Raw genomic sequence first — 18,288 nt, 5'->3', positions numbered from 1 at the left:
GGTCACCGGCGGCTCGGGTTGGTGCAGACGACCTCGTCCGAGGGGTGGTATGTCGTGGTGTAGGACTGGCGGCCGGCCTCGCTGCCGGACTGCGACAGGATGCGGGTGACCGTGATCGTGAAGCCCGGCTGCGGGCTCTGCGGCAGGCACGAGGCGCTGTCGTCCTTCTTCTTCTCCGGCTGGACGTAGCTGGTGCGGGCGCCGGTGATCGTGTCGACGTCGTACTTCCGGTCGCCCCAGAACGTCATGACGATGTCGCTGCCGTCGATGTAGGTCTGCACCACGATCGGGGTGTCGGTGTCGTTGGTCCAGCGGTTGTCCAGGAGCCCCACGGCGATCGTGGCCTCCTTGCCGACCGGGTAGCGCTCGATGTAGTAGGAGTGCGGGTGGAACTCGTCGAGTCGCACCCCGGCCTCCCAGGCCGTGTTGAGGACCGTGGTCGAGACCTGGGACAGGCCACCGCCGATGCCCTTGACCAGTCGGCCCCCGCTGATCACGCCGGCCTCGACGTAGCCGCGCTCCGGTGTGATCGGGGCGAGCGTGTTGGCCAGGCTGAAGGTCTCCCCAGGCATCACGACGGTGCCGTTGACGTGGCCCAGACCGACGCGGATGTTCTCGGTGCGGTCGGCGTTGGCGGCCCCACCGGGGAACGTGCTGCGGAACGTCGCCATGGCCGACATGTCCCACTTCGCCGCGTCCTCGTCGGTGATCTCCGGCTTCACCTCGGTGGTCCCCACCTTCGCGACGCGGTGCTTGCCCTCCTTCTGCAGAGCCTTCTTGAACTCCTCGATGAGGGCTTCCTCGTCGACGACCTGGCCCATCCGTGCCCTGGTGATCACGGCCCGCCCCCCGTCCAGCACCACGCCGGCGTTCTGCGGGGCGACGGTCGCCTCCTCGAGCGTGCCGCTGACGATCTTGAGCACGCCCTCGGTGTCGAGGTGCAGGGAGAGGGTGTGGTCGTCGCGCTGGCGCACCTCGAGCAGCCGGGCGATCTGGTTGGGGCTGATCTGGCTCTTCTCGCCGTCGACGTCGACGGTGATGGGTCCGGCCACGGCGGGTCCGGCGACGTCGCCGACGAACCGCTCGATCTCCGCCTGGGCCAGGACCGGGTCGGTCGGGGTCACCGTGCCGGTCACCGTCGTGACCTGGGGCCACACCCCCTCGATGGCGTCGCTGGTGGCTGCCACGTCGAGCTCGCGACCGAGCTCGGACTCCTTGGACCGGACCTCCCCGACGGTGAACCAGACCTTGCCCTCCGTCGGCTCGATGCTGACGTCGGCGGCGACCTCCCCCACGGCCCGCTCCAGGGCCGCCCGGTCCACCGTCACCGCCAGCGGCAGGTCCTCGCCGCCGTCGGCGATCCGGTGCCACAGCACCCGGGGGTCATAGCTCACGCCGGTGATGTTGCTGAGCGTGGTGTCCAGGTCCAGCGTGAGGCCCGCCTCGGCCGGCTCGATGCGGAAGGTCTCGCCCTCCACGTCGATCGCCACCTCCTCGGTGGCCATGTCCTCCAGGCGGGTCTCCAGGGTCGACCGGGCGTCCTCCGGGCTCAGCCCGCCGATCGCGATCCCCTCGACTGCCGTCCCGTTGGGGACCCGTCCACCGAGGTACTGCGCCGCCGCGTAGTAGCCACCCCCGAGCACGAGCACGGCAACCAGGCTGCGCACGAGGATGCCGATCCACTCGTTGCGCTGCGGCTCCTCCGGCAGGCTCTGTCGTTCTTCCACGGGCGGCTTCCCTCGCTGGTCGTCTGTGTCGTTCCGGGGCTGGGCTGACGCTCATGCGTCTGTGGCAGTATGCCGTGCCCTCCTGACCCAGACGCGTCACCGGGCGGGTGAGGTTGGCACTCCGCCCCGGATCGATGCCGACTTGTGACCTCCCTGGGCCACCCGACCCCGCCACCATCCCGCCACCCGATCCACCACCCGACGCCGCCACCGATCGCGCTCGTGAGTGGATCTCACACCCCGATAGGGGGTCAAACGTCACTCACGAAGGGTTGATGCGACGGCTGATGCGCGGCTCGACCTCACGAAGGGTTGATGCGACGGCTGATGCGCGGCCCGACCTCACGAAGGGTTGATGCGACGGCTGATGCGCGGCCCGACCTCACGAAGGGCTGATGCGACGGCTGATGCGCGGCCCGACCTCACGCTGGCCCACCAGCTCGTCCTGCACGGTAGGCACCAGCTCGGCCTGCAGGGTCTGCAGGAGGGCGGCCGCGACGCTGATCGCGATGACGGCCGGCTCCTTGCCGGGCAGTCCGGGCAACCCGATGGGGCTGGTGATCGTCGCGACGGCCGCCTCCGGGTGCCCCGCCTCGCGCAGCCTCTTGCGGAACCGCTGCCACTTGGCGGAGGACCCGATCACGCCGACGGACCCGAGGTCGCCGCGGCGGAGGGCGGCGTCGCACAGCACGAGGTCCTCGGCGTGGTCGTGGGTCATCACGAGCACGTGGGCGTGCGGAGGCAGCTCGGCCAGCACCGTCTCCGGGGCCGGGGCGTGGGTGGGGTGGAGGTCGGCGATCGCGTCGTCCAGCCCGAGTGCGCGCACCTGCTGAACCTGGCCCGCCCGGCTGTCGACCAGGTGGACCACGAGCGGCAACCGGGACAGGGTCCGCGCCAGCTCCTGTCCGACGTGTCCCAGCCCGAAGACGGCGACGACGGGGCGGGCGGCCAGCGGCTCGAGCAGGAGGCTCACCTCGCCACCGCAGCACTGACGGCCGTAGGCGGTGGTGGCGTGCTCGTTCAGGGAGAGCTCGAGGCGCTCGGGCTCCGTGGTGCCGGCCGCCAGCAGCTGCCGGGCGCGGCCCACGGCACTGGCCTCGAGGTTGCCGCCGCCGATGCTGTCCCAGGTGTCGTCGGTCCCGACCACCATCTTGGCGCCGGCCTCCCGCGGGGCGTGGCCGCGGACCGCGGTGACGGTGACGAGCACGCCGGACCGGCCCTCCTCCCGGAGGTGCGCGAGCGCCCGGAGCCAGTCCACCTCAGTCCACCGTCCGGCGGGTGACCAGCGGCTCGGGGGAGCTGACGGAGGGGTGCGCCTCGGCATACGGCCCCGGGCTGTGCCCGTCGACCGGCTGCCGGTCACCGCGGGCACCGGCACCGTCCGGCACCGTCGGGGCCCCACGGGCCCGGCGAGCGGCCTGGACAGCCCAGAACACGGCCTCGGGGGTGGACGGGCAGGCCAGCTCGACGACGTGGCCGGCAGGGCCGAACGCCGCGACGGCCTGCCGCAGCGCCTCCCGCACGCTGAACGCGAGCATCAGGGGCGGCTCCCCCACCGCCTTGGAGCCGTAGACCGCGCCGTCCTCGGTGGCGTGCTCGAGCAGGTGCACGTTCAGCTCGGCGGGCAGCTCGGAGAAGGACGGCAGCTTGTAGGTGCTGGCCGCACGGGTGGCGAGCCGGCCCCGGCCGTCGCCGTCGGAGGTGTCCCACCGCAGGTCCTCCAGCGTCAGCCACCCGACGCCCTGGACGAAGCCGCCCTCGATCTGGCCGAGGTCGACCAGCGGGGAGAGACTGTCACCGACGTCGTGGACGATGTCGGTGCGCAGGAACGTGTAGGCGCCCGTGAAACCGTCCACCTCGACCTCGGACACGGCGGCGCCGTAGGCGAAGTACTTGAACGGCTCGCCCTGCATCCGGGTGGCGTCCCAGTGCAGCCCCTCGGTGCGGTAGTAGCCGGCGGCGAACAGCTGCACCCGCCGCAGGTAGGCCTCCCGCACCAGCTCGGGCCACGGCACGCTCCGTCCACCACCGCTCACGGTGCCGTCGCTGACGTCGACCTCCCCGGGGTCGACGCCGAGCAGGTCGGCGGCCACGACCGTCAGCCGGTCACGGATCTGCTCGCAGGCGTCCTTGACCGCGCCGCCGTTCAGGTCCGACCCCGAGCTCGCGGCGGTCGCCGAGGTGTTGGGCACCTTGTCGGTGCGGGTGGGCGCGAGCCGGACGGCGCCGAGGGGCACCCCGAGGGCGGTGGCGGCCACCTGCCGCATCTTGGTGTGCAGTCCCTGGCCCATCTCGGTGCCACCGTGGTTGATCAGCACCGACCCGTCCTTGTAGACGTGGACGAGCGCCCCGGCCTGGTTGAAGGCGGTGAGGTTGAAGGAGATGCCGAACTTGACGGGCGTGCAGGCGATCCCGCGCTTGCGGTGCGGGTGGGCGGTGTTGAACGCCGCGATCTCGGTATGCCGTGTGGCCAGGTCGGCGCGCTGCGTCACCTCGTCCAGGACGGCCGGGAGGCGCTCGGCGTGCCGGACCGGTTGGCCGTAGGGCGTGCTCTGCCCCGGTCGGTAGAGGTTGCGCCGCCGCAGCTCCGTGGGGTCGAGGCCCAGGGCGGGTGCGCACCGCCCGAGGATGTCCTCGAGCACGAGCATGCCCTGCGGCCCGCCGAACCCGCGGAACGCCGTCTGTGAGGTCTTGTGCGTCCGGGCGATGCGGCCGTGCAGCTCCACGTCCGGCACGAAGTAGGCGTTGTCCACGTGACACAGCGCGCGGGCGAGCACGGCCTCCGACAGGTCCAGGGACCAGCCGCCGTCGGAGGTCAGGGTCGCCCGGAGCGCCTGCAGCCGGCCGTCGGCATCGAAGCCGACCTCCCACGAGGCGTGGAAGGGGTGCCGCTTGCCGGTCATGGTGATGTCCTGGGTGCGGTTGAGCCGCAACCGGACCGGGCGGCCGGTGAGCACCGCGCCGAGGGCCGCGACCGCCGCCAGGCCGTGCGGCTGCATCTCCTTGCCGCCGAACCCGCCGCCCATCCGCAGGCACTGGACGGTCACCTCGTGACTGCGCAGGCCGAGCACGTGCGCGACGATCTCCTGCGTCTCCGAGGGGTGCTGGGTGCTGCTCTGCACGAACACCTGGCCGCCGTCGTCGAGGCTCGCGAGCGCGGCGTGGGTCTCCAGGTAGAAGTGCTCCTGACCACCGATCTCGAGCTCGCCGCGGAACCGGTGGACCGACCGCTCGAGCCCGGCCGCGGCGTCACCGCGGGCGACCGTGCGCGCGGTCCCCTGGAACGACTCCTGCGCGATGGCCTCGGCGAGGGTGAGCACCGACGGCAGCGGCTCGTAGGTCACCTCGACGGCCTCGGCACCCAGTCGGGCGGCCTCGAGCGTCTCGCCCAGCACCCAGCACACGGCGTGCCCGTGATACATGACCTCGTCGGGGAAGAGCGGCTCGTCCTGCTTCACCCCGGCGTCGTTGGTCCCCGGCACGTCGGCGGCGGTGAGCACCCGCACGACACCGGGTATGCCGAGGGCCGGGTCGGTCCTCAGCCCGGTCACCCGGGCGTGGGTGTGGGGGGCCTGCACGGGCCAGGCGTGCAGCACCGCGGCCGTGCGCCCCACGAGGTCGTCGGTGTAGAGGGCGGCGCCCGTGACGTGCAGCTCGGCGCTCTCGTGCGCGACGGTGTGGCCAACGACGGCCTGCGGCGGCCGCCGGGACAGTGGCGTGCTCACCGCGTCACCTCCCCCGTGTCCCACCCATTCTTGGGGACGTTCGGACCGCCTGTCGCGGCTTTGTGGGGAGAATCGGACCGCGGGTGCTCGACATGGAAGCGCAGCAGGGCCTGCTCGAGCATCGCGCGGCGGTAACGGGCACTGGCGCGGTGGTCGTCCAACGGCGTGCCCTCGCCCGCGAGCACGTCCGCCGCACGCGCCACGGTGGTGGTGTCCCAGGTCCGTCCAGTGAGCGTCTCCTCGGTGGCCAGCGCCCGGACCGGTGTCGCGGCCACCCCGCCCAGGCCGATCCGGACCGAGGCGACCGCGCCTGCCTCCAGGCGCACGGCGATGGCCACGGCGACCGAGGAGATGTCGTCGAACCTGCGCTTGGCCATCTTGTAGAAGGCCGCGTGTGGTGCCGGTGGCAGGGGGATCCGCACCGCGCGGATGAGCTCGCCGGGCGCGCGGACGCTCTGCCGGTAGCCGGTGAAGTAGTCGGCTAGGGCCACAGTCCGCTCGCCCGCAGCGGATGACAGCAGCAGGGTGGCGTCCAGCGCCAGCAGCACGGGTGCGGCGTCCCCGATCGGTGACCCCGTGCCGAGGTTCCCGCCCAGGGTGGCGCCATTGCGGATCAGGCGGGAGGCGAACTGTGGGAACAGCTGGTCCAGCAGCGGCACGCGCCCGGCCAGGGACCGCTCGATCTCGCTGAGGGTGAGGGCGGCACCGATCTCGACCGCATCCGACGTGAGGTCCAGGCCCCGGAGCTCCTCCAGGTGATCGATCGCGAGCACCAGCGGCGGCCTGGCGTGTCCCAGGTGGCGCTCGACGCCCGCGTCGGTGGCGCCGGCCATGAGCACGGCGTCGGGTGCCTCCCCGACGAGGTGGAGCAGCTCCGGCAGGTCGTTCGGCCGCACAAACTCCCCCTGCCCGGAGGTCACCCGGGTCGCTGCCGGCGCGGGGGCGGTCTGCTCCCGGCGCAGGGCGAGCGCGTCCGTCGGGTCCGGGTCGCCGAGGGCGTAGGCGGCGTCGCGGATGGGCCGGTAGCCGGTGCACCGGCACAGGTTGCCGCTCAGGGCGTGCAGGTCGAACCCGTTGGGTCCGTGCTCGTCCGGGCGGTCCCCGGCGCGGAGGCTCTCCGTCCCGGCAGTCTGGGTGCTGGCCCCCGCACGCTCCGGACGGTAGAACTCGGCAGCCATCGCGCACACGAACCCGGGCGTGCAGTAGCCGCACTGCGACCCACCGCGGTCTGCGAGCTCGCGCTGCACCGGGTGCAGCGCTGCCGCGCCGCTCGGCCCCGGCGGGGAGCCCAGGCCCTCGGCCGTGACGACCTCCTGACCATCCAGCGCGAGCGCGGGTGGGAGACAGGAGTTCACCGCGACCCACCGCGTCCGGCCGGGACCGTCGGGGCGGGCGACGAGCACCGCGCACGCTCCGCACTCCCCCTCGGCGCAGCCCTCCTTGGCGCCGGTCCAGCCCTGCTCGCGGAGCCAGTCGAGGAGGCTGGTGTGGGGCCCGGTCAGGCAGGGACGGCTCGCGCCGTTGACGGTGATCTCGGTCGAGCCCAACGGAGTGCTCCCTCCGGCCGTGGCCGTGCGGACGACGGTGACCGCACGGTGCATGGTTCGGTGGCACCCGGGTCGCCGGTTATCCATGCGAACGACGGCCCGTGCTGTGACTTTCGAGCATAGCCCCGACACCCTCGGCACTCCCGCGCATACTCACGCCACCTGCACCACCCGCCCAGCGCCGCGTGTGAGGCGGTCGGGTGGCGGGGTGCACGCCTGTCCCCCACCGCAGGCCCTGCCTGGGTCCCATCCCTCCGCGGGCCACCGCTCGGCGTATCCGCCCTTCCCTCCCCCTCGAGAACCTGCACACGGCGTGCCGGGCCGGGTGCGCGTGGCGTGCGCCACGGACGGCGTGCCGGCCCGGGTGTGCGTGGGCACGGTCTCAGGAGGCCACCGGCTCGGACACGACCAGGACCAGGGACCCCTCGAACACCGGCTGGCTCCGCAGATGGCCGTGGTGCCGGTCCCACGCCCCGGTCGCGAGGTCGCGCGTCAGGTCGGCGGTGAACCGCTCGTGCACGTCCTCCCCCACGAAGCTCCACGCCGAGCAGGCGCGGCGCGCCCCGGGGTCGAGCAGCCTCTCGGGGCGGCCGTAGTAGGCCTCGTTGAACCCGTCGGTGCAGTCGAGCGGGATCGGCACGAGCGTGCTGGTGGTGCGACCACCGAGTCCCTCGGTCACCCGGTGCAGGGGCGGGTAGCGCCGCGCCTCGGTGGCGATGACCTCGGGGGCGTAGTCGGCGAGCCAGAACCGGTCGAGCAGGTCGGGGTCGCAGGTCAGCACCACGACAGGGCCGCGGGTCACCCTGCGGACCTCGCGCAGGCCGGCCGACAGGTCCTGCCACTGGTGGACGCTGAAGGTGGTCAGGGCCGCGTCGAACGCGTCGTCCGGGAAGGGCAGGTCCTCCGCGGTGGCGTCGACCGCCGGTGACAGGTGCGCTGGTCGCTGGGCGCGCATGGCGGCGGAGGGTTCGACCGCCGTGACCCGGCGGTCGACCGGCTCGTAGGACCCGGTGCCGGCACCGACGTTGAGAACCCGACGTGCCCCTCCGACGGCGGCGGTGAGGGCGCGCGCCAGGCGGGGGTCCGGTCGCCGATAGTCGCCGTATGCCGTGCCGATCCTGCCGTAGTCAGCGTCACCAGCGCTCCCGTCGGCTGCCCGCCCGTCCACACCCACCACCGCGCCGGTGTCAGTCGAGCTGTCCGTAGCGGCCCCGGTAGTAGACCAGGGCGGGGTCCACCCGCGGTGGGACCTCCAGGCCGACGACCTCGCCGACCACGAGGCTGTGGTCGCCGGCGGCGTGCACGCCCGTGGTGCGGCACTCGAACATGGCCAGGGCACCGTCGAGGAGCGCGACCCCGGTCGCCGCCCCGCGGTGGTGGGCCACCCGGTCCAGCTGTGCATGCAGGGGCCGCCCCGGGGTGCTGAGCCAGGAGGCGGTCGCCCGGGCACCGTGGGCCAGGATGCTGATGCCCCAGACCCCCGAGTCCAGGACCGCCTGGTGCCACCGGGCCGACTGCTCGACGGAGATGAGCATGAGCACCGGGTCGAGGGAGACGCTGGTGATCGAGTTGGCCGTCATGGCGTGGTCGTGGCGACCCGCGAAGGTCGTGGCCACGGTGACCCCGGTCGCGAAGCGGCCGATGGCACGGCGGTAGGCCTGGGGGTCGACGGGCAGCGGCGCAACGCCCGGGTCATCGACCACACCAGCTCCTCTCAGCACTGCTCGCGTCCCCGGACCCCATCGTGCCTCACCGGATGAGGTCACCGGTCCGCGGGTCCAGCTCGGTGTAGCCCTCACGCCCGGCGAGCCGCGCCGCGATGTCGTTGGACAGCGCGTAGTAGGGGGCGGGGGCGTCCTCCAGGACCGTCACCTGGGTGACGTGCTGGCGCAGGGCCCTGACCTGTGCGGCGAGCACGGCCGGGTCCACCACCTCGTGGGTGACCAGGTCGTCGTCCACCACGGACGGGGGGAACGGGTCGTCGGCAGCCGGGACGGACAGGCCGTTGGCCGGCACGTGCTCGGCCAGCCAGGCCCGGTCCTCGCGCGCCCACGACCGAGGGGTCAGCACGGCATACAGCCGGGGTCGGACCCGTTCGGGGAGCGAGGCGACCGCGGCCACGGTGACCCGGTGGGTCTGGATGTGGTCGGGGTGGCCGTAGCCGCCCTGGGCGTCGTAGGTGAGGACGAGGTCCGGCAGCAGCAGCGCGAGCCGCTCTGCGAGCAGCTCGGCCGCCTCGGCGACGGAGGCACCGGCGAACGCGCGGGGGTGCGCGGCCGCCGGTGACCCGGCCATGCCGCTGTCCCGCCAGCGCGGCTTGCTGTCGCGGCTCGCGCCGGCCGCGAGGTAGCTGTGCTCCACCCCCAGCTCGGCCATCGCCCGGTCCAGCTCCCCGGCGCGGTGCGGCCCCAGCGCGGGGTCGCCCTCCAGGTGGGCGAGGTCCGAGGGGATGACCTCGCCCTCCTCACCGAGCGTGCAGGTGATGACGTGCACCACGTCGCCGCGGGCGACGTGGTGGGCCAGTGCGACACCGGTGGCCAGCGTCTCGTCGTCCGGGTGGGCGTGCACCGCCACGACCCGGAGCCGACGGCCCCCGGGGTCGGCCAGGGCCGCGCCCGGGGACGGCCTGGTCACGGCCTCCGGGCCCGCGCGGCGGTGCGGGCCCGCTCCGTCTGGTCCAGGACGACCTTGCGGATCCGCACGGCCTCCGGGGTGACCTCGACGCACTCGTCCTCGCGGCAGAACTCCAGCGACTGCTCGAGGGACAGCTTGCGCGGCGGGATGAGCCACTCCAGGACGTCGGCTCCGGCGGACCGGACGTTGGTGAGCTTGCGCTCCTTGGTGATGTTGACGTCCATGTCGTCGGCGCGCGAGTTCTCGCCCACGATCATGCCCTCGTAGACCTCCGTGGTGGGTTCCAGGAACATCGAGCCGCGCTCCTGCAGGTTGAACATGGCGTAGGTCGTCGCCACCCCGGTGCGGTCCGACACCAGCGAGCCGGTCTGCCGGGTCCGGATCTCGCCGAACCAGGGCGCGTAGCCGTCGAAGACGTGGTTGGCGATGCCGGTGCCGCGCGTCTCGGTCATGAACTCGGTGCGGAAGCCGATGAGCCCGCGGGCGGGCACGACGAACTCCATCCGGATCCACCCGGTGCCGTGGTTGGACATCTGCTCCATCCGCCCCTTGCGGGCCGCGAGCACCTGGGTGATGGTGCCGAGGTGCTCCTCCGGGGCGTCGATCGTGAGCCGCTCGACCGGCTCGTGGAGCTTGCCGTCGATCTCGCGCGTGACCACCTGCGGCTTGCCGACGGTCAGCTCGTAGCCCTCGCGGCGCATCTGCTCCACCAGGATCGCCAGGGCCAGCTCGCCACGGCCCTGCACCTCCCAGGCGTCGGGGCGCTCGGTGGGCAGGACCCGCAGCGAGACGTTGCCGATGAGCTCCTTGTCCAGCCGGTCCTTGACCAGACGTGCGGTGACCTTGGCGCCCTTGACGCGACCGGCGAGCGGCGAGGTGTTCGTGCCGATCGTCATGCTGATCGCCGGCTCGTCGACCGTGATGAGCGGCAGCGGGCGCGGGTCGTCCACGTCGGCGAGGGTCTCACCGATGGTGATCTCGGGGATGCCGGCGATCGCGATGATGTCGCCCGGGCCGGCACTCGTCGCGGGCACCCGCTCGAGCGCGTCGGTGAGCATCAGCTCGGTGATCTTGACCTTCTGGATGCTGCCGTCGCTGCGGCACCACGCGACCTGCTGCCCCTTGGTGATGGTGCCCGAGTGGACGCGGCAGAGGGCCAGCCGGCCGAGGAATGGCGAGGAGTCCAGGTTGGTGACGTGCGCCTGCAGCGGCACCTCCGGGTCGTAGGAGGGCGCCGGGATGGTGTCCAGGATGGTGCTGAACAGCGGCTCCAGGTCCGGGCTGTCCGGCTGCTCACCGTCGGCGGGCTGGGTCAGGCTCGCCCGGCCGGCCTTGGCCGAGGCGTAGACGATGGGGAACTCCAGCCCCTGCTCGCCCTGGCCGGCATCGTCGAGCAGCTCGAGGAAGAGCTCGTAGACCTCCTCCGTCACCGCCTCGATGCGCGAGTCGGGGCGGTCGACCTTGTTGATGCACAGGATGACCGGCATCCGCGCGGCCAGCGCCTTGCGCAGCACGAAGCGGGTCTGCGGCAGCGGCCCCTCCGAGGCGTCCACGAGCAGGACCACCCCGTCGACCATGGACAGACCGCGTTCCACCTCGCCGCCGAAGTCGGCGTGGCCCGGGGTGTCGATGATGTTGATGGTGACGCCGTCGGCGAGGCCGCGCTCCTGGGCGGCCGCGCCCTTGTAGTGGACGGCGGTGTTCTTGGCCAGGATCGTGATGCCCTTCTCACGCTCCAGGTCACCGCTGTCCATCACCCGCTCCACGGTGTGTGACTCGGCGTCGTGTCCGGTGAACGCGCCGGCCTGCCACAGCATGGCGTCGACCAGCGTGGTCTTCCCGTGGTCGACGTGGGCAACGATGGCGACATTCCGGATGTCGTCGCGATTCTTCAGGGGCATGAGGATGATTTTCGCATCCCACGGGCCATGCTCACGACTTCGCGACCAGCTCCGTGCTCACGGCACCGACCATGGGGGCGTTGCTCTCCAGCCAGGGGACCGTCGCGAGCTCGTCGCGGGTGAGCCACCGCAGCAGGTCGTGGTCCTCCAGGGGACGTGGCTCACCGACCGGCACGGCCCACCACAGCGCCAGGGTGTAGCCGGGGACCGTGAGCGGCCACCGGCCGTCCCGGGGACCGGGGATCTGCTTCCCGAGCCGTATGCCGACGCCCAGCTCCTCCTGCAGCTCACGTCGGAGGGCGTCCACCGGGGCCTCCCCCGGCTCGACCTTGCCGCCGGGGAACTCCCACTGCCCCGCGAGTGCGGCCGGCGCCGAGCGCCGCGCCGCCAGCAGCTGGGTGGGCCGGTCGAGGCTGTCGACGAGGGCCGCCGCCACCACGAGTCGATCGGTCACTGCGCCAGAGTATTCGGCACCGCGACCGGGGAGATCCGGCCCCTCGGACACACTTTGGTCAAGGTTCGGCATCGATCCGCGTCACGTCCTTCCACTCCGGTCGGCAGACGCCTACCTTGGGCCCATTGCGACCAGCCGCCCGATCTCCGTCCGGCGGCCCCATGAGGAGGCAGAATGACTATCCGCAAGGTTGCGGCCATTGCCGGGACCGCCGCGCTGGCACTCGTCCTGACGTCCTGCGCGGAGTCCCAGCGCGACGACGGCGGGGACACGGGCGGCGACAACGCTGCCGGCGACAACGCCGACGACACGAATGCCACCGGAGGCGACGGCGGGTCCGCCGCGTCCGACGCCACGCTCGTCTTCGGCGCCGCGGGCGCCCCGACGACGTTCGACCCGTTCTACGCCAGTGACGGTGAGACCTTCCGGGTGACGCGGCAGATCTTCCAGAACCTGATCGGCATCGAGCCCGGCGGCACCGAGGCCGTGCCGGAGCTGGCCACCGAGTGGACCAGTGAGGACGGTCTGGTCTGGGACTTCGCGATCCAGGAGGGTGTGAAGTTCCACGACGGTACCGACCTGAACGCCGAGGCGGTCTGCGCGAACTTCGAGCGCTGGGCCGACCAGAACGAGGCCGGCCAGAGCCCGTCGGGCGCCTACTACTACGGCAACGACTTCGGCTTCGGTGAGGACACGCTCTACAAGGGCTGCGAGGCGACCGACGAGTTCACCGCCCAGGTCACCGTCTCGCGTGTGACCGGCAAGTTCCCGATGGTGCTGAGCCAGTCCTCCTACGCCATCCACTCTCCTGCCGCGATGGAGGAGTACGACGCCAACGGGATCGCCCTGGAGGGTGACGCCTTCGTCTTCCCGGAGTACGCGCAGGAGCACCCGACCGGCACGGGACCGTTCAAGTTCGAGTCCTACGACAACGCCGGTGGCACGGTCAACCTGGTCCGCAACGAGGACTACTGGGGCGAGCCGGCCGGCGTGGCCAACCTCGTCTTCAAGATCATCGCGGACGAGAACGCCCGCCGTCAGGAGCTCGAGGCCGGCACGATCCACGGCTACGACCTGCCCAACCCGGTCGACTGGCAGGCACTGAAGGACGCCGGCAACCAGGTCCTCATCCGGGACCCGTTCAACGTGCTCTACCTCGCGCTGAACCCGGTCGCCGACCCCCAGCTGGAGGACCCGCTGGTCCGTCAGGCGCTCTACCACGCGCTCAACCGTGACCAGTTCGTCTCCACCCAGCTGCCCGAGGGTGCTGAGGTGGCCACGCAGTTCATGCCGAACACCGTCAGCGGCTGGAACGGCGAGATCGCCGCCTACGAGTACGACGTGGAGAAGGCCAAGGACCTGCTCGAGCAGGCCGGCAAGTCCGACCTCACGATCGAGCTGTGGTACCCGTCCGAGGTCAGCCGCCCGTACATGCCGGACCCCCAGCGCGTGTACGACCAGGTGAAGGCCGACTGGGAGGCAGCCGGCATCACCGTCGAGACCATCACCAAGCCCTGGGCCGGTGGCTACATCGACGACACGCAGGCCAGCCGCGCCCCCGCCTTCTTCCTGGGCTGGACCGGTGACCTGAACTCGGCGGACAACTTCCTCTGCGCGTTCTTCTGCGGTGACGACAACCAGTTCGGCACCTCGGCCTACCCCTTCCACGGCGAGCTGCAGGATGCCATCGCCGCGGCGGACGCCGAGCCGGACGAGGCCACGCGCACGCAGCTGTACGAGGAGCTCAACGCCAAGATCATGAGCCCCGAGTGGCTGCCCGGCCTGCCGCTCTCGCACAGCCCGCCCGCGATCGTCGTGGGGCCGAACGTGCAGGGCATGGTCGCCAGCCCGCTGACGGCGGAGGACTTCTCCACGGTCACCGTCACCGAGTAACGCGACACCGCCCCATCCCGTGTCTATCCTGACGCGGGACAGGACAGACGACGGGCTGGGCTGCACACTGGCCCAGCCCGTCATCCTGTCCGGACAGCCGACTCTGCCCCTGGAGGTCTTGTGCTGAGATTCATCGTTCGCCGGCTCCTGCAGGCGGTGCTGGCGCTGTTCGTGCTGAGCGTGCTGCTCTTCGCCTGGCTGCGTTCGCTGCCCGGCGGCGTGGTCAGCGCGCTGCTCGGCGAGCGCGGCACGCCCGCGGCGGCCGCCGAGCTCCGCGCGCAGCTCGGTCTCGACGACCCGATCTTCGTGCAGTACTGGCGGTTCCTGGAACGTGCCCTGCGGGGGGACTTCGGCATCTCCAACGGTGTCTACCGCGGTGAGCCGGCGTGGGACGTCTTCGTCCAGCGACTGCCCGCGACGATCGAGCTCAGCATCGTCGCGATGGTCATCGCCCTGACGCTGGCGATCCCGCTGGGCTATATCGCGGCCCGGCGCAAGGGCGGCTGGCTCGACACGGGCAGCGTGGTCTTCTCCCTCATCGGGGTGGCGGTCCCGGTCTTCTTCCTGGCCTACGTGCTGAAGTACATCTTCGCCGTGCAGCTGGGGTGGCTGCCGCCGTCGGGCCGTGCGAGCGTCGGCATCAACGCCACCCACATCACCAACATGTACATGCTGGACGGGCTGATGACGCGCGAGTGGGACGCCGCCTGGGATGCCTTCAAGCACCTCATCCTGCCGGCGGTCGCACTGAGCTCCATCCCGTTCGCCATCATCTTCCGGATCACCCGGGCCGCGGTGATCGACGTGATGGAGGAGGACTACGTGCGCACGGCGCGCGCCAAGGGCCTGACGGCACGCACCATCCGGGGCCGGCACATCATGCGCAACGCCCTGATCCCCGTCGTCACGATCGTCGGCCTGCAGATCGGCGCCCTCCTGGCCGGGGCCGTCCTCACCGAGAAGGTCTTCGCCTACCAGGGCATCGGGCAGGCCCTCGCCATCGGCTTCGAGCGGCGGGACTACCCCGTGCTGCAGGTCCTGATCATGATGGCCGCGCTCATCTACATCGTCGTCAACCTGCTCGTCGACATCGCCTACGCGGTCATCGACCCGCGCGTCCGGACGAAGTGAGGACCCCTCCGTGACCTCCCTGACCAAGCCCGGTGACCGCAAGAAGGCCCGGATCGACTCCCTCGCCGAGGCCGGCGCGCTCTCCGACGAGGAGGGCGTGAGCCTCTGGCGCAGCGCCTGGCACCGGCTGCGCCGCGACCCCGTCTTCCTCATCGGGGCCGTCATCATCGCCGCCTTCGTCATCCTCGCCGTCATCGCGCCGTGGATCGCGCCCCACGACCCGGCCGCCCGTCTCCTCATCGACCAGCGCACCACGCAGAACCCGGTCCCCGGCCCCCAGCCGGGCTTCCCGCTGGGCGCGGACGACGCCGGCCGCGACATGCTCTCCCGGCTGATGGTCGGGGCCCGTCAGACCCTGATCGTCGGCGTCCTCGCCACGCTGGGCGGCTTTGCCGGCGGCATGGTCCTGGGGACCATCGCCGGCGGCATCGGCGGCTGGGCCGACACCATCGTGATGCGCATCGTCGACGTGATGCTGTCCATCCCCTCGCTGCTGATGGCCTTCTCCCTGGCCGCGATGTTCGCGCGCCCCAGCCAGTGGACGGTGATCCTGGCGATCGCCATCATCCAGATCCCGATCTTCGCCCGGCTGCTCCGTGGCTCGATGATGGCTCAGCGGCACAGCGACCACGTGCTGGCCGCCCGGGCCCTCGGCGTGCGCCCCGCGCCGATCGTCTTCCGGCACATGCTGCCCAACTCGGTCGGCCCGGTGATCGTCCAGGGCACGCTCGTGCTGGCCGTGGCCATCATCGACGCGGCCGCGCTGTCCTTCCTGGGACTGGGCAACCCCGACGACACTCAGCCCGAGTGGGGCCAGATGCTCGGCAGGTCGCAGCAGTACTTCAACACCCACCCCGAGGTCGCCGTCTATCCCGCCGTCTGCATCATCGTCGTCGCGCTCGGCTTCACCCTGATGGGTGAGTCCCTGCGCGAGGCCCTCGACCCCAAGTCCCGTCGCTGAGGAGGACGAGATGACCGCCCAGCCCACCGCGGACCCTGCCCTGGACCGCTCCGCCCGCACCGCCCCGCTGCTGGCCGTCCGTGACCTCACGGTCACGTTCGGCAGGGGTCGCCGTGAGTTCCGTGCTGTCGACGGCGTCAGCTTCGACGTCGCGCCCGGCCAGACCGTCGGTCTGGTCGGTGAGTCCGGGTGCGGCAAGTCCGTCACCTCCTTGGCGATCATGGGTCTGCTCCCGGCCCGGGGCAACACGATCGGCGGCAGCGCCACGTTCGCCGGCGAGGAGCTGCTCACCATGTCCGGCAACGAGCTGCGGGACCGGCGCGGGCGCGACCTGGCGATGATCTTCCAGGACCCACTGTCCTCCCTCAACCCGGTCGTGCCGCTCGGGACCCAGGTCGCCGAGGTGATCGAGCGCCACAAGCGGGTCTCCAGGGGCGAGGCGAGGGAGCAGGCCCGGGCGATGCTCGACAAGGTCGGCATCCCCGACCCGACGCGGCGGCTGAAGGAGTACCCCCACCAGCTCTCCGGCGGCATGCGGCAGCGCGCGCTCATCGCGATGGCGCTGGCCTGCGAGCCCCGCCTGCTCATTGCCGACGAGCCGACCACCGCGCTGGACGTGACGATCCAGGCCCAGATCCTCGCCCTGCTCAAGGAGCTGGTCCAGGACTCGGAGACCGCCCTGGTCATGATCACCCACGACCTGGGGGTGGTGGCCGGCCTGTGCGACGAGGTCAATGTCCTGTATGCCGGACGCATCGTCGAGCGCGCAGGTCGCCACGACCTGTTCGCCCGCCCGCGTCACCCCTACACGGGTGGCCTGCTGGCCTCCATCCCGCGCCTGCACGAGGAGCGGGGCAGGCTCACCCCGGTGCCGGGTTCGGTCTCCGACAACATCCCCTGGGAGCAGGGGTGCGCCTTCGCCCCGCGCTGCAGCTCGGCGATCGACGTGTGCGTCCAGCAGACGCCCGAGCTGGTGCCCGACCCGGGCCACGGCCCCGACCGCCTGCTGCGGTGTCACAACCCGCTGCCGGCGCCGCCGACAGCCGCAGGGAGCGGCCAGCCGGCCGAGGAGGAGACACCGTGAGCAGCCCCACCCAGGACCCGCAGCAGGTGCCCTCCCCCGACGTGACCGAGGACCCGACCGGCGGTCGCACGCCCGGCGCGAGTGACGACATACTGCTGGAGGTCCGTGGCCTGAAGGTGCACTTCCCGATCAAGAAGGGCGTGTTCATCGACCGCACGGTCGGCCACGTCTATGCCGTCGACGGGATCGACCTGCAGATCCGGCGGGGCGAGACCTACGGTCTGGTCGGTGAGTCGGGCTGCGGCAAGTCGACCTTCGGCCGCGCCATCCTGCAGCTGGAGACCACCACGGACGGCGAGGTGCTGTTCAACGGCACGGACCTGGCGTCTCTCGGGGGCGAGGCGCTGCGCACCCAGCGGCGGCACATGCAGATGGTCTTCCAGGACCCGCTGGGCAGCCTCGACCCGCGGCAGACGGTGGAGCAGCTCCTCCTCGAGGGGATGCGGGCGCACGGCCTGGTCATGGGCGGCGGCGCCCGAGAGCGGCTGATCGAGCTCCTGCGGGCGGTCGGGCTGCCCCGCACCGCCCTGAGCAAGTACCCCCACGAGTTCTCCGGGGGGCAGCGCCAGCGGGTCGGGATCGCCCGGGCGCTGTCGGTGAACCCGCAGCTCATCGTGGCCGACGAGCCGGTGAGCGCCCTCGACGTCTCGGTCCAGGCGCAGGTGATCAACCTCCTGGCCGACCTCCAGGAGGAGCTGGGGCTGACCTACCTGCTCATCGCCCACGACCTCGCCGTCGTCCGTCACATCAGCGACCGCGTGGGGGTGATGTACCTCGGCGCGCTCGTCGAGGAGGCCGAGGCCGACGACCTCTATGCCCAGCCGCTGCACCCCTACACCCGCGCCCTGATGTCGGCCGTGCCGGTCCCCGACCCGGTGGTCGAGGACAGCAGGGAGCAGATCCTGCTGGCCGGTGACCTGCCGAGTCCGGCCAACCCGCCGTCCGGCTGCCGGTTCCACACGCGCTGCCCGTGGCGGCAGGAGACCCGGTGCGACACCGAGCGTCCGGAGCTGCGGGTCGTGCAGATCGACGGGGTGCCGCCCAGCCAGCGCGTTGCCTGCCACTGGGCCGAGCAGATCGCCAGCGGTGAGCTGCAACCGCACGAGGTGGCGGTCACGCTCACCGACCCGACGGCCACGGAGTCCGACCACGACGAGGGCCTGTTCGGGCCGGCGTCGGTCATCGAGGCCCGCTAGACGGCCGGCCCGCGCCGTGGTTGTCGGGTCGGCCC

Annotated in this window: 14 protein-coding genes; 5 read left to right on the top strand and 9 right to left on the bottom strand. The window is 71.9% G+C overall.

What is annotated here, in order from left to right:
* Positions 1–2: 2 nt before the first annotated feature.
* The 9 genes from DA085_RS06655 to DA085_RS06615 form a co-directional block, all read right to left on the bottom strand.
* Entirely contained in the window at positions 3–1,727 is a 1,725-nt protein-coding gene (locus DA085_RS06655; RefSeq protein WP_109472176.1) for a VanW family protein, read from the bottom strand.
* A 382-nt stretch (positions 1,728–2,109) separates the two neighbouring features.
* A complete protein-coding gene (gene xdhC / locus DA085_RS06650) occupies positions 2,110–2,985 on the bottom strand; it encodes a xanthine dehydrogenase accessory protein XdhC (RefSeq protein ID WP_109472175.1) in 876 nt (291 codons plus the stop codon).
* A gap of 1 nt (position 2,986) precedes the next feature.
* A complete protein-coding gene (gene xdhB, locus DA085_RS06645) occupies positions 2,987–5,452 on the bottom strand; it encodes a xanthine dehydrogenase molybdopterin binding subunit (protein ID WP_109472174.1) in 2,466 nt (821 codons plus the stop codon).
* Positions 5,449–7,053, bottom strand: coding sequence for a xanthine dehydrogenase small subunit (locus DA085_RS06640; protein WP_109472173.1), 1,605 nt, complete (start codon positions 7,051–7,053; stop codon positions 5,449–5,451). The genes xdhB and DA085_RS06640 overlap by 4 nt, the downstream gene beginning before the upstream one ends.
* Positions 7,054–7,381: 328 nt before the next feature.
* The gene (locus DA085_RS06635) at positions 7,382–8,167 is read right to left on the bottom strand and encodes a class I SAM-dependent methyltransferase (RefSeq protein ID WP_109472355.1); all 786 of its coding nucleotides are present in this window, start codon (positions 8,165–8,167) and stop codon (positions 7,382–7,384) included.
* Between the two features lie 19 nt (positions 8,168–8,186).
* A complete protein-coding gene (locus DA085_RS06630) occupies positions 8,187–8,702 on the bottom strand; it encodes a flavin reductase family protein (protein ID WP_237565347.1) in 516 nt (171 codons plus the stop codon).
* A gap of 46 nt (positions 8,703–8,748) precedes the next feature.
* On the bottom strand, positions 8,749–9,633 hold the full coding sequence (mshB, locus tag DA085_RS06625; protein ID WP_237565346.1) for an N-acetyl-1-D-myo-inositol-2-amino-2-deoxy-alpha-D-glucopyranoside deacetylase: 885 nt from the start codon (positions 9,631–9,633) through the stop codon (positions 8,749–8,751).
* The gene (typA, locus tag DA085_RS06620; protein WP_109472172.1) at positions 9,630–11,534 is read right to left on the bottom strand and encodes a translational GTPase TypA; all 1,905 of its coding nucleotides are present in this window, start codon (positions 11,532–11,534) and stop codon (positions 9,630–9,632) included. Before typA ends, mshB begins: the two co-directional genes overlap by 4 nt.
* Before the next feature lie 31 nt (positions 11,535–11,565).
* Complete coding sequence (locus DA085_RS06615) at positions 11,566–11,988, bottom strand: (deoxy)nucleoside triphosphate pyrophosphohydrolase (RefSeq protein WP_237565345.1); 423 nt, start codon at positions 11,986–11,988, stop codon at positions 11,566–11,568.
* A gap of 174 nt (positions 11,989–12,162) precedes the next feature.
* On the opposite strand from DA085_RS06615, the gene DA085_RS06610 reads away from it, so the two are divergent.
* The 5 genes from DA085_RS06610 to DA085_RS06590 all read left to right on the top strand — a co-directional run bounded on the left by DA085_RS06610 (position 12,163) and on the right by DA085_RS06590 (position 18,253).
* Positions 12,163–13,881: an ABC transporter substrate-binding protein gene (locus tag DA085_RS06610; protein WP_109472170.1), complete on the top strand. Its 1,719-nt coding sequence runs from the start codon at positions 12,163–12,165 to the stop codon at positions 13,879–13,881.
* 120 nt (positions 13,882–14,001) lie between these two features.
* Positions 14,002–15,012 carry an ABC transporter permease gene (locus tag DA085_RS06605; protein WP_109472169.1) on the top strand — a complete coding sequence of 337 codons (1,011 nt, stop codon included), beginning with the start codon at positions 14,002–14,004 and terminating at the stop codon, positions 15,010–15,012.
* Positions 15,013–15,031: 19 nt separating this feature from the next.
* Entirely contained in the window at positions 15,032–15,973 is a 942-nt protein-coding gene (locus DA085_RS06600; protein ID WP_109472352.1) for an ABC transporter permease, read from the top strand.
* A 10-nt stretch (positions 15,974–15,983) separates the two neighbouring features.
* Positions 15,984–17,057 (top strand): ABC transporter ATP-binding protein, encoded by a 1,074-nt coding sequence (locus tag DA085_RS06595; protein ID WP_109472168.1) that lies wholly within the window; start codon positions 15,984–15,986, stop codon positions 17,055–17,057.
* Positions 17,058–17,098: 41 nt separating this feature from the next.
* Positions 17,099–18,253 (top strand): ABC transporter ATP-binding protein, encoded by a 1,155-nt coding sequence (locus tag DA085_RS06590; protein ID WP_109472351.1) that lies wholly within the window; start codon positions 17,099–17,101, stop codon positions 18,251–18,253.
* Positions 18,254–18,288: the final 35 nt, after the last annotated feature.

The organism is Ornithinimicrobium cavernae (assembly GCF_003121625.1).
GTDB classification, from domain to species: Bacteria; Actinomycetota; Actinomycetes; order Actinomycetales; family Dermatophilaceae; genus Ornithinicoccus; species Ornithinicoccus cavernae.
The sequence above is the reverse complement of the archived record's forward strand: the minus strand, read 5'-3'. Positions and strand labels throughout refer to the sequence as shown.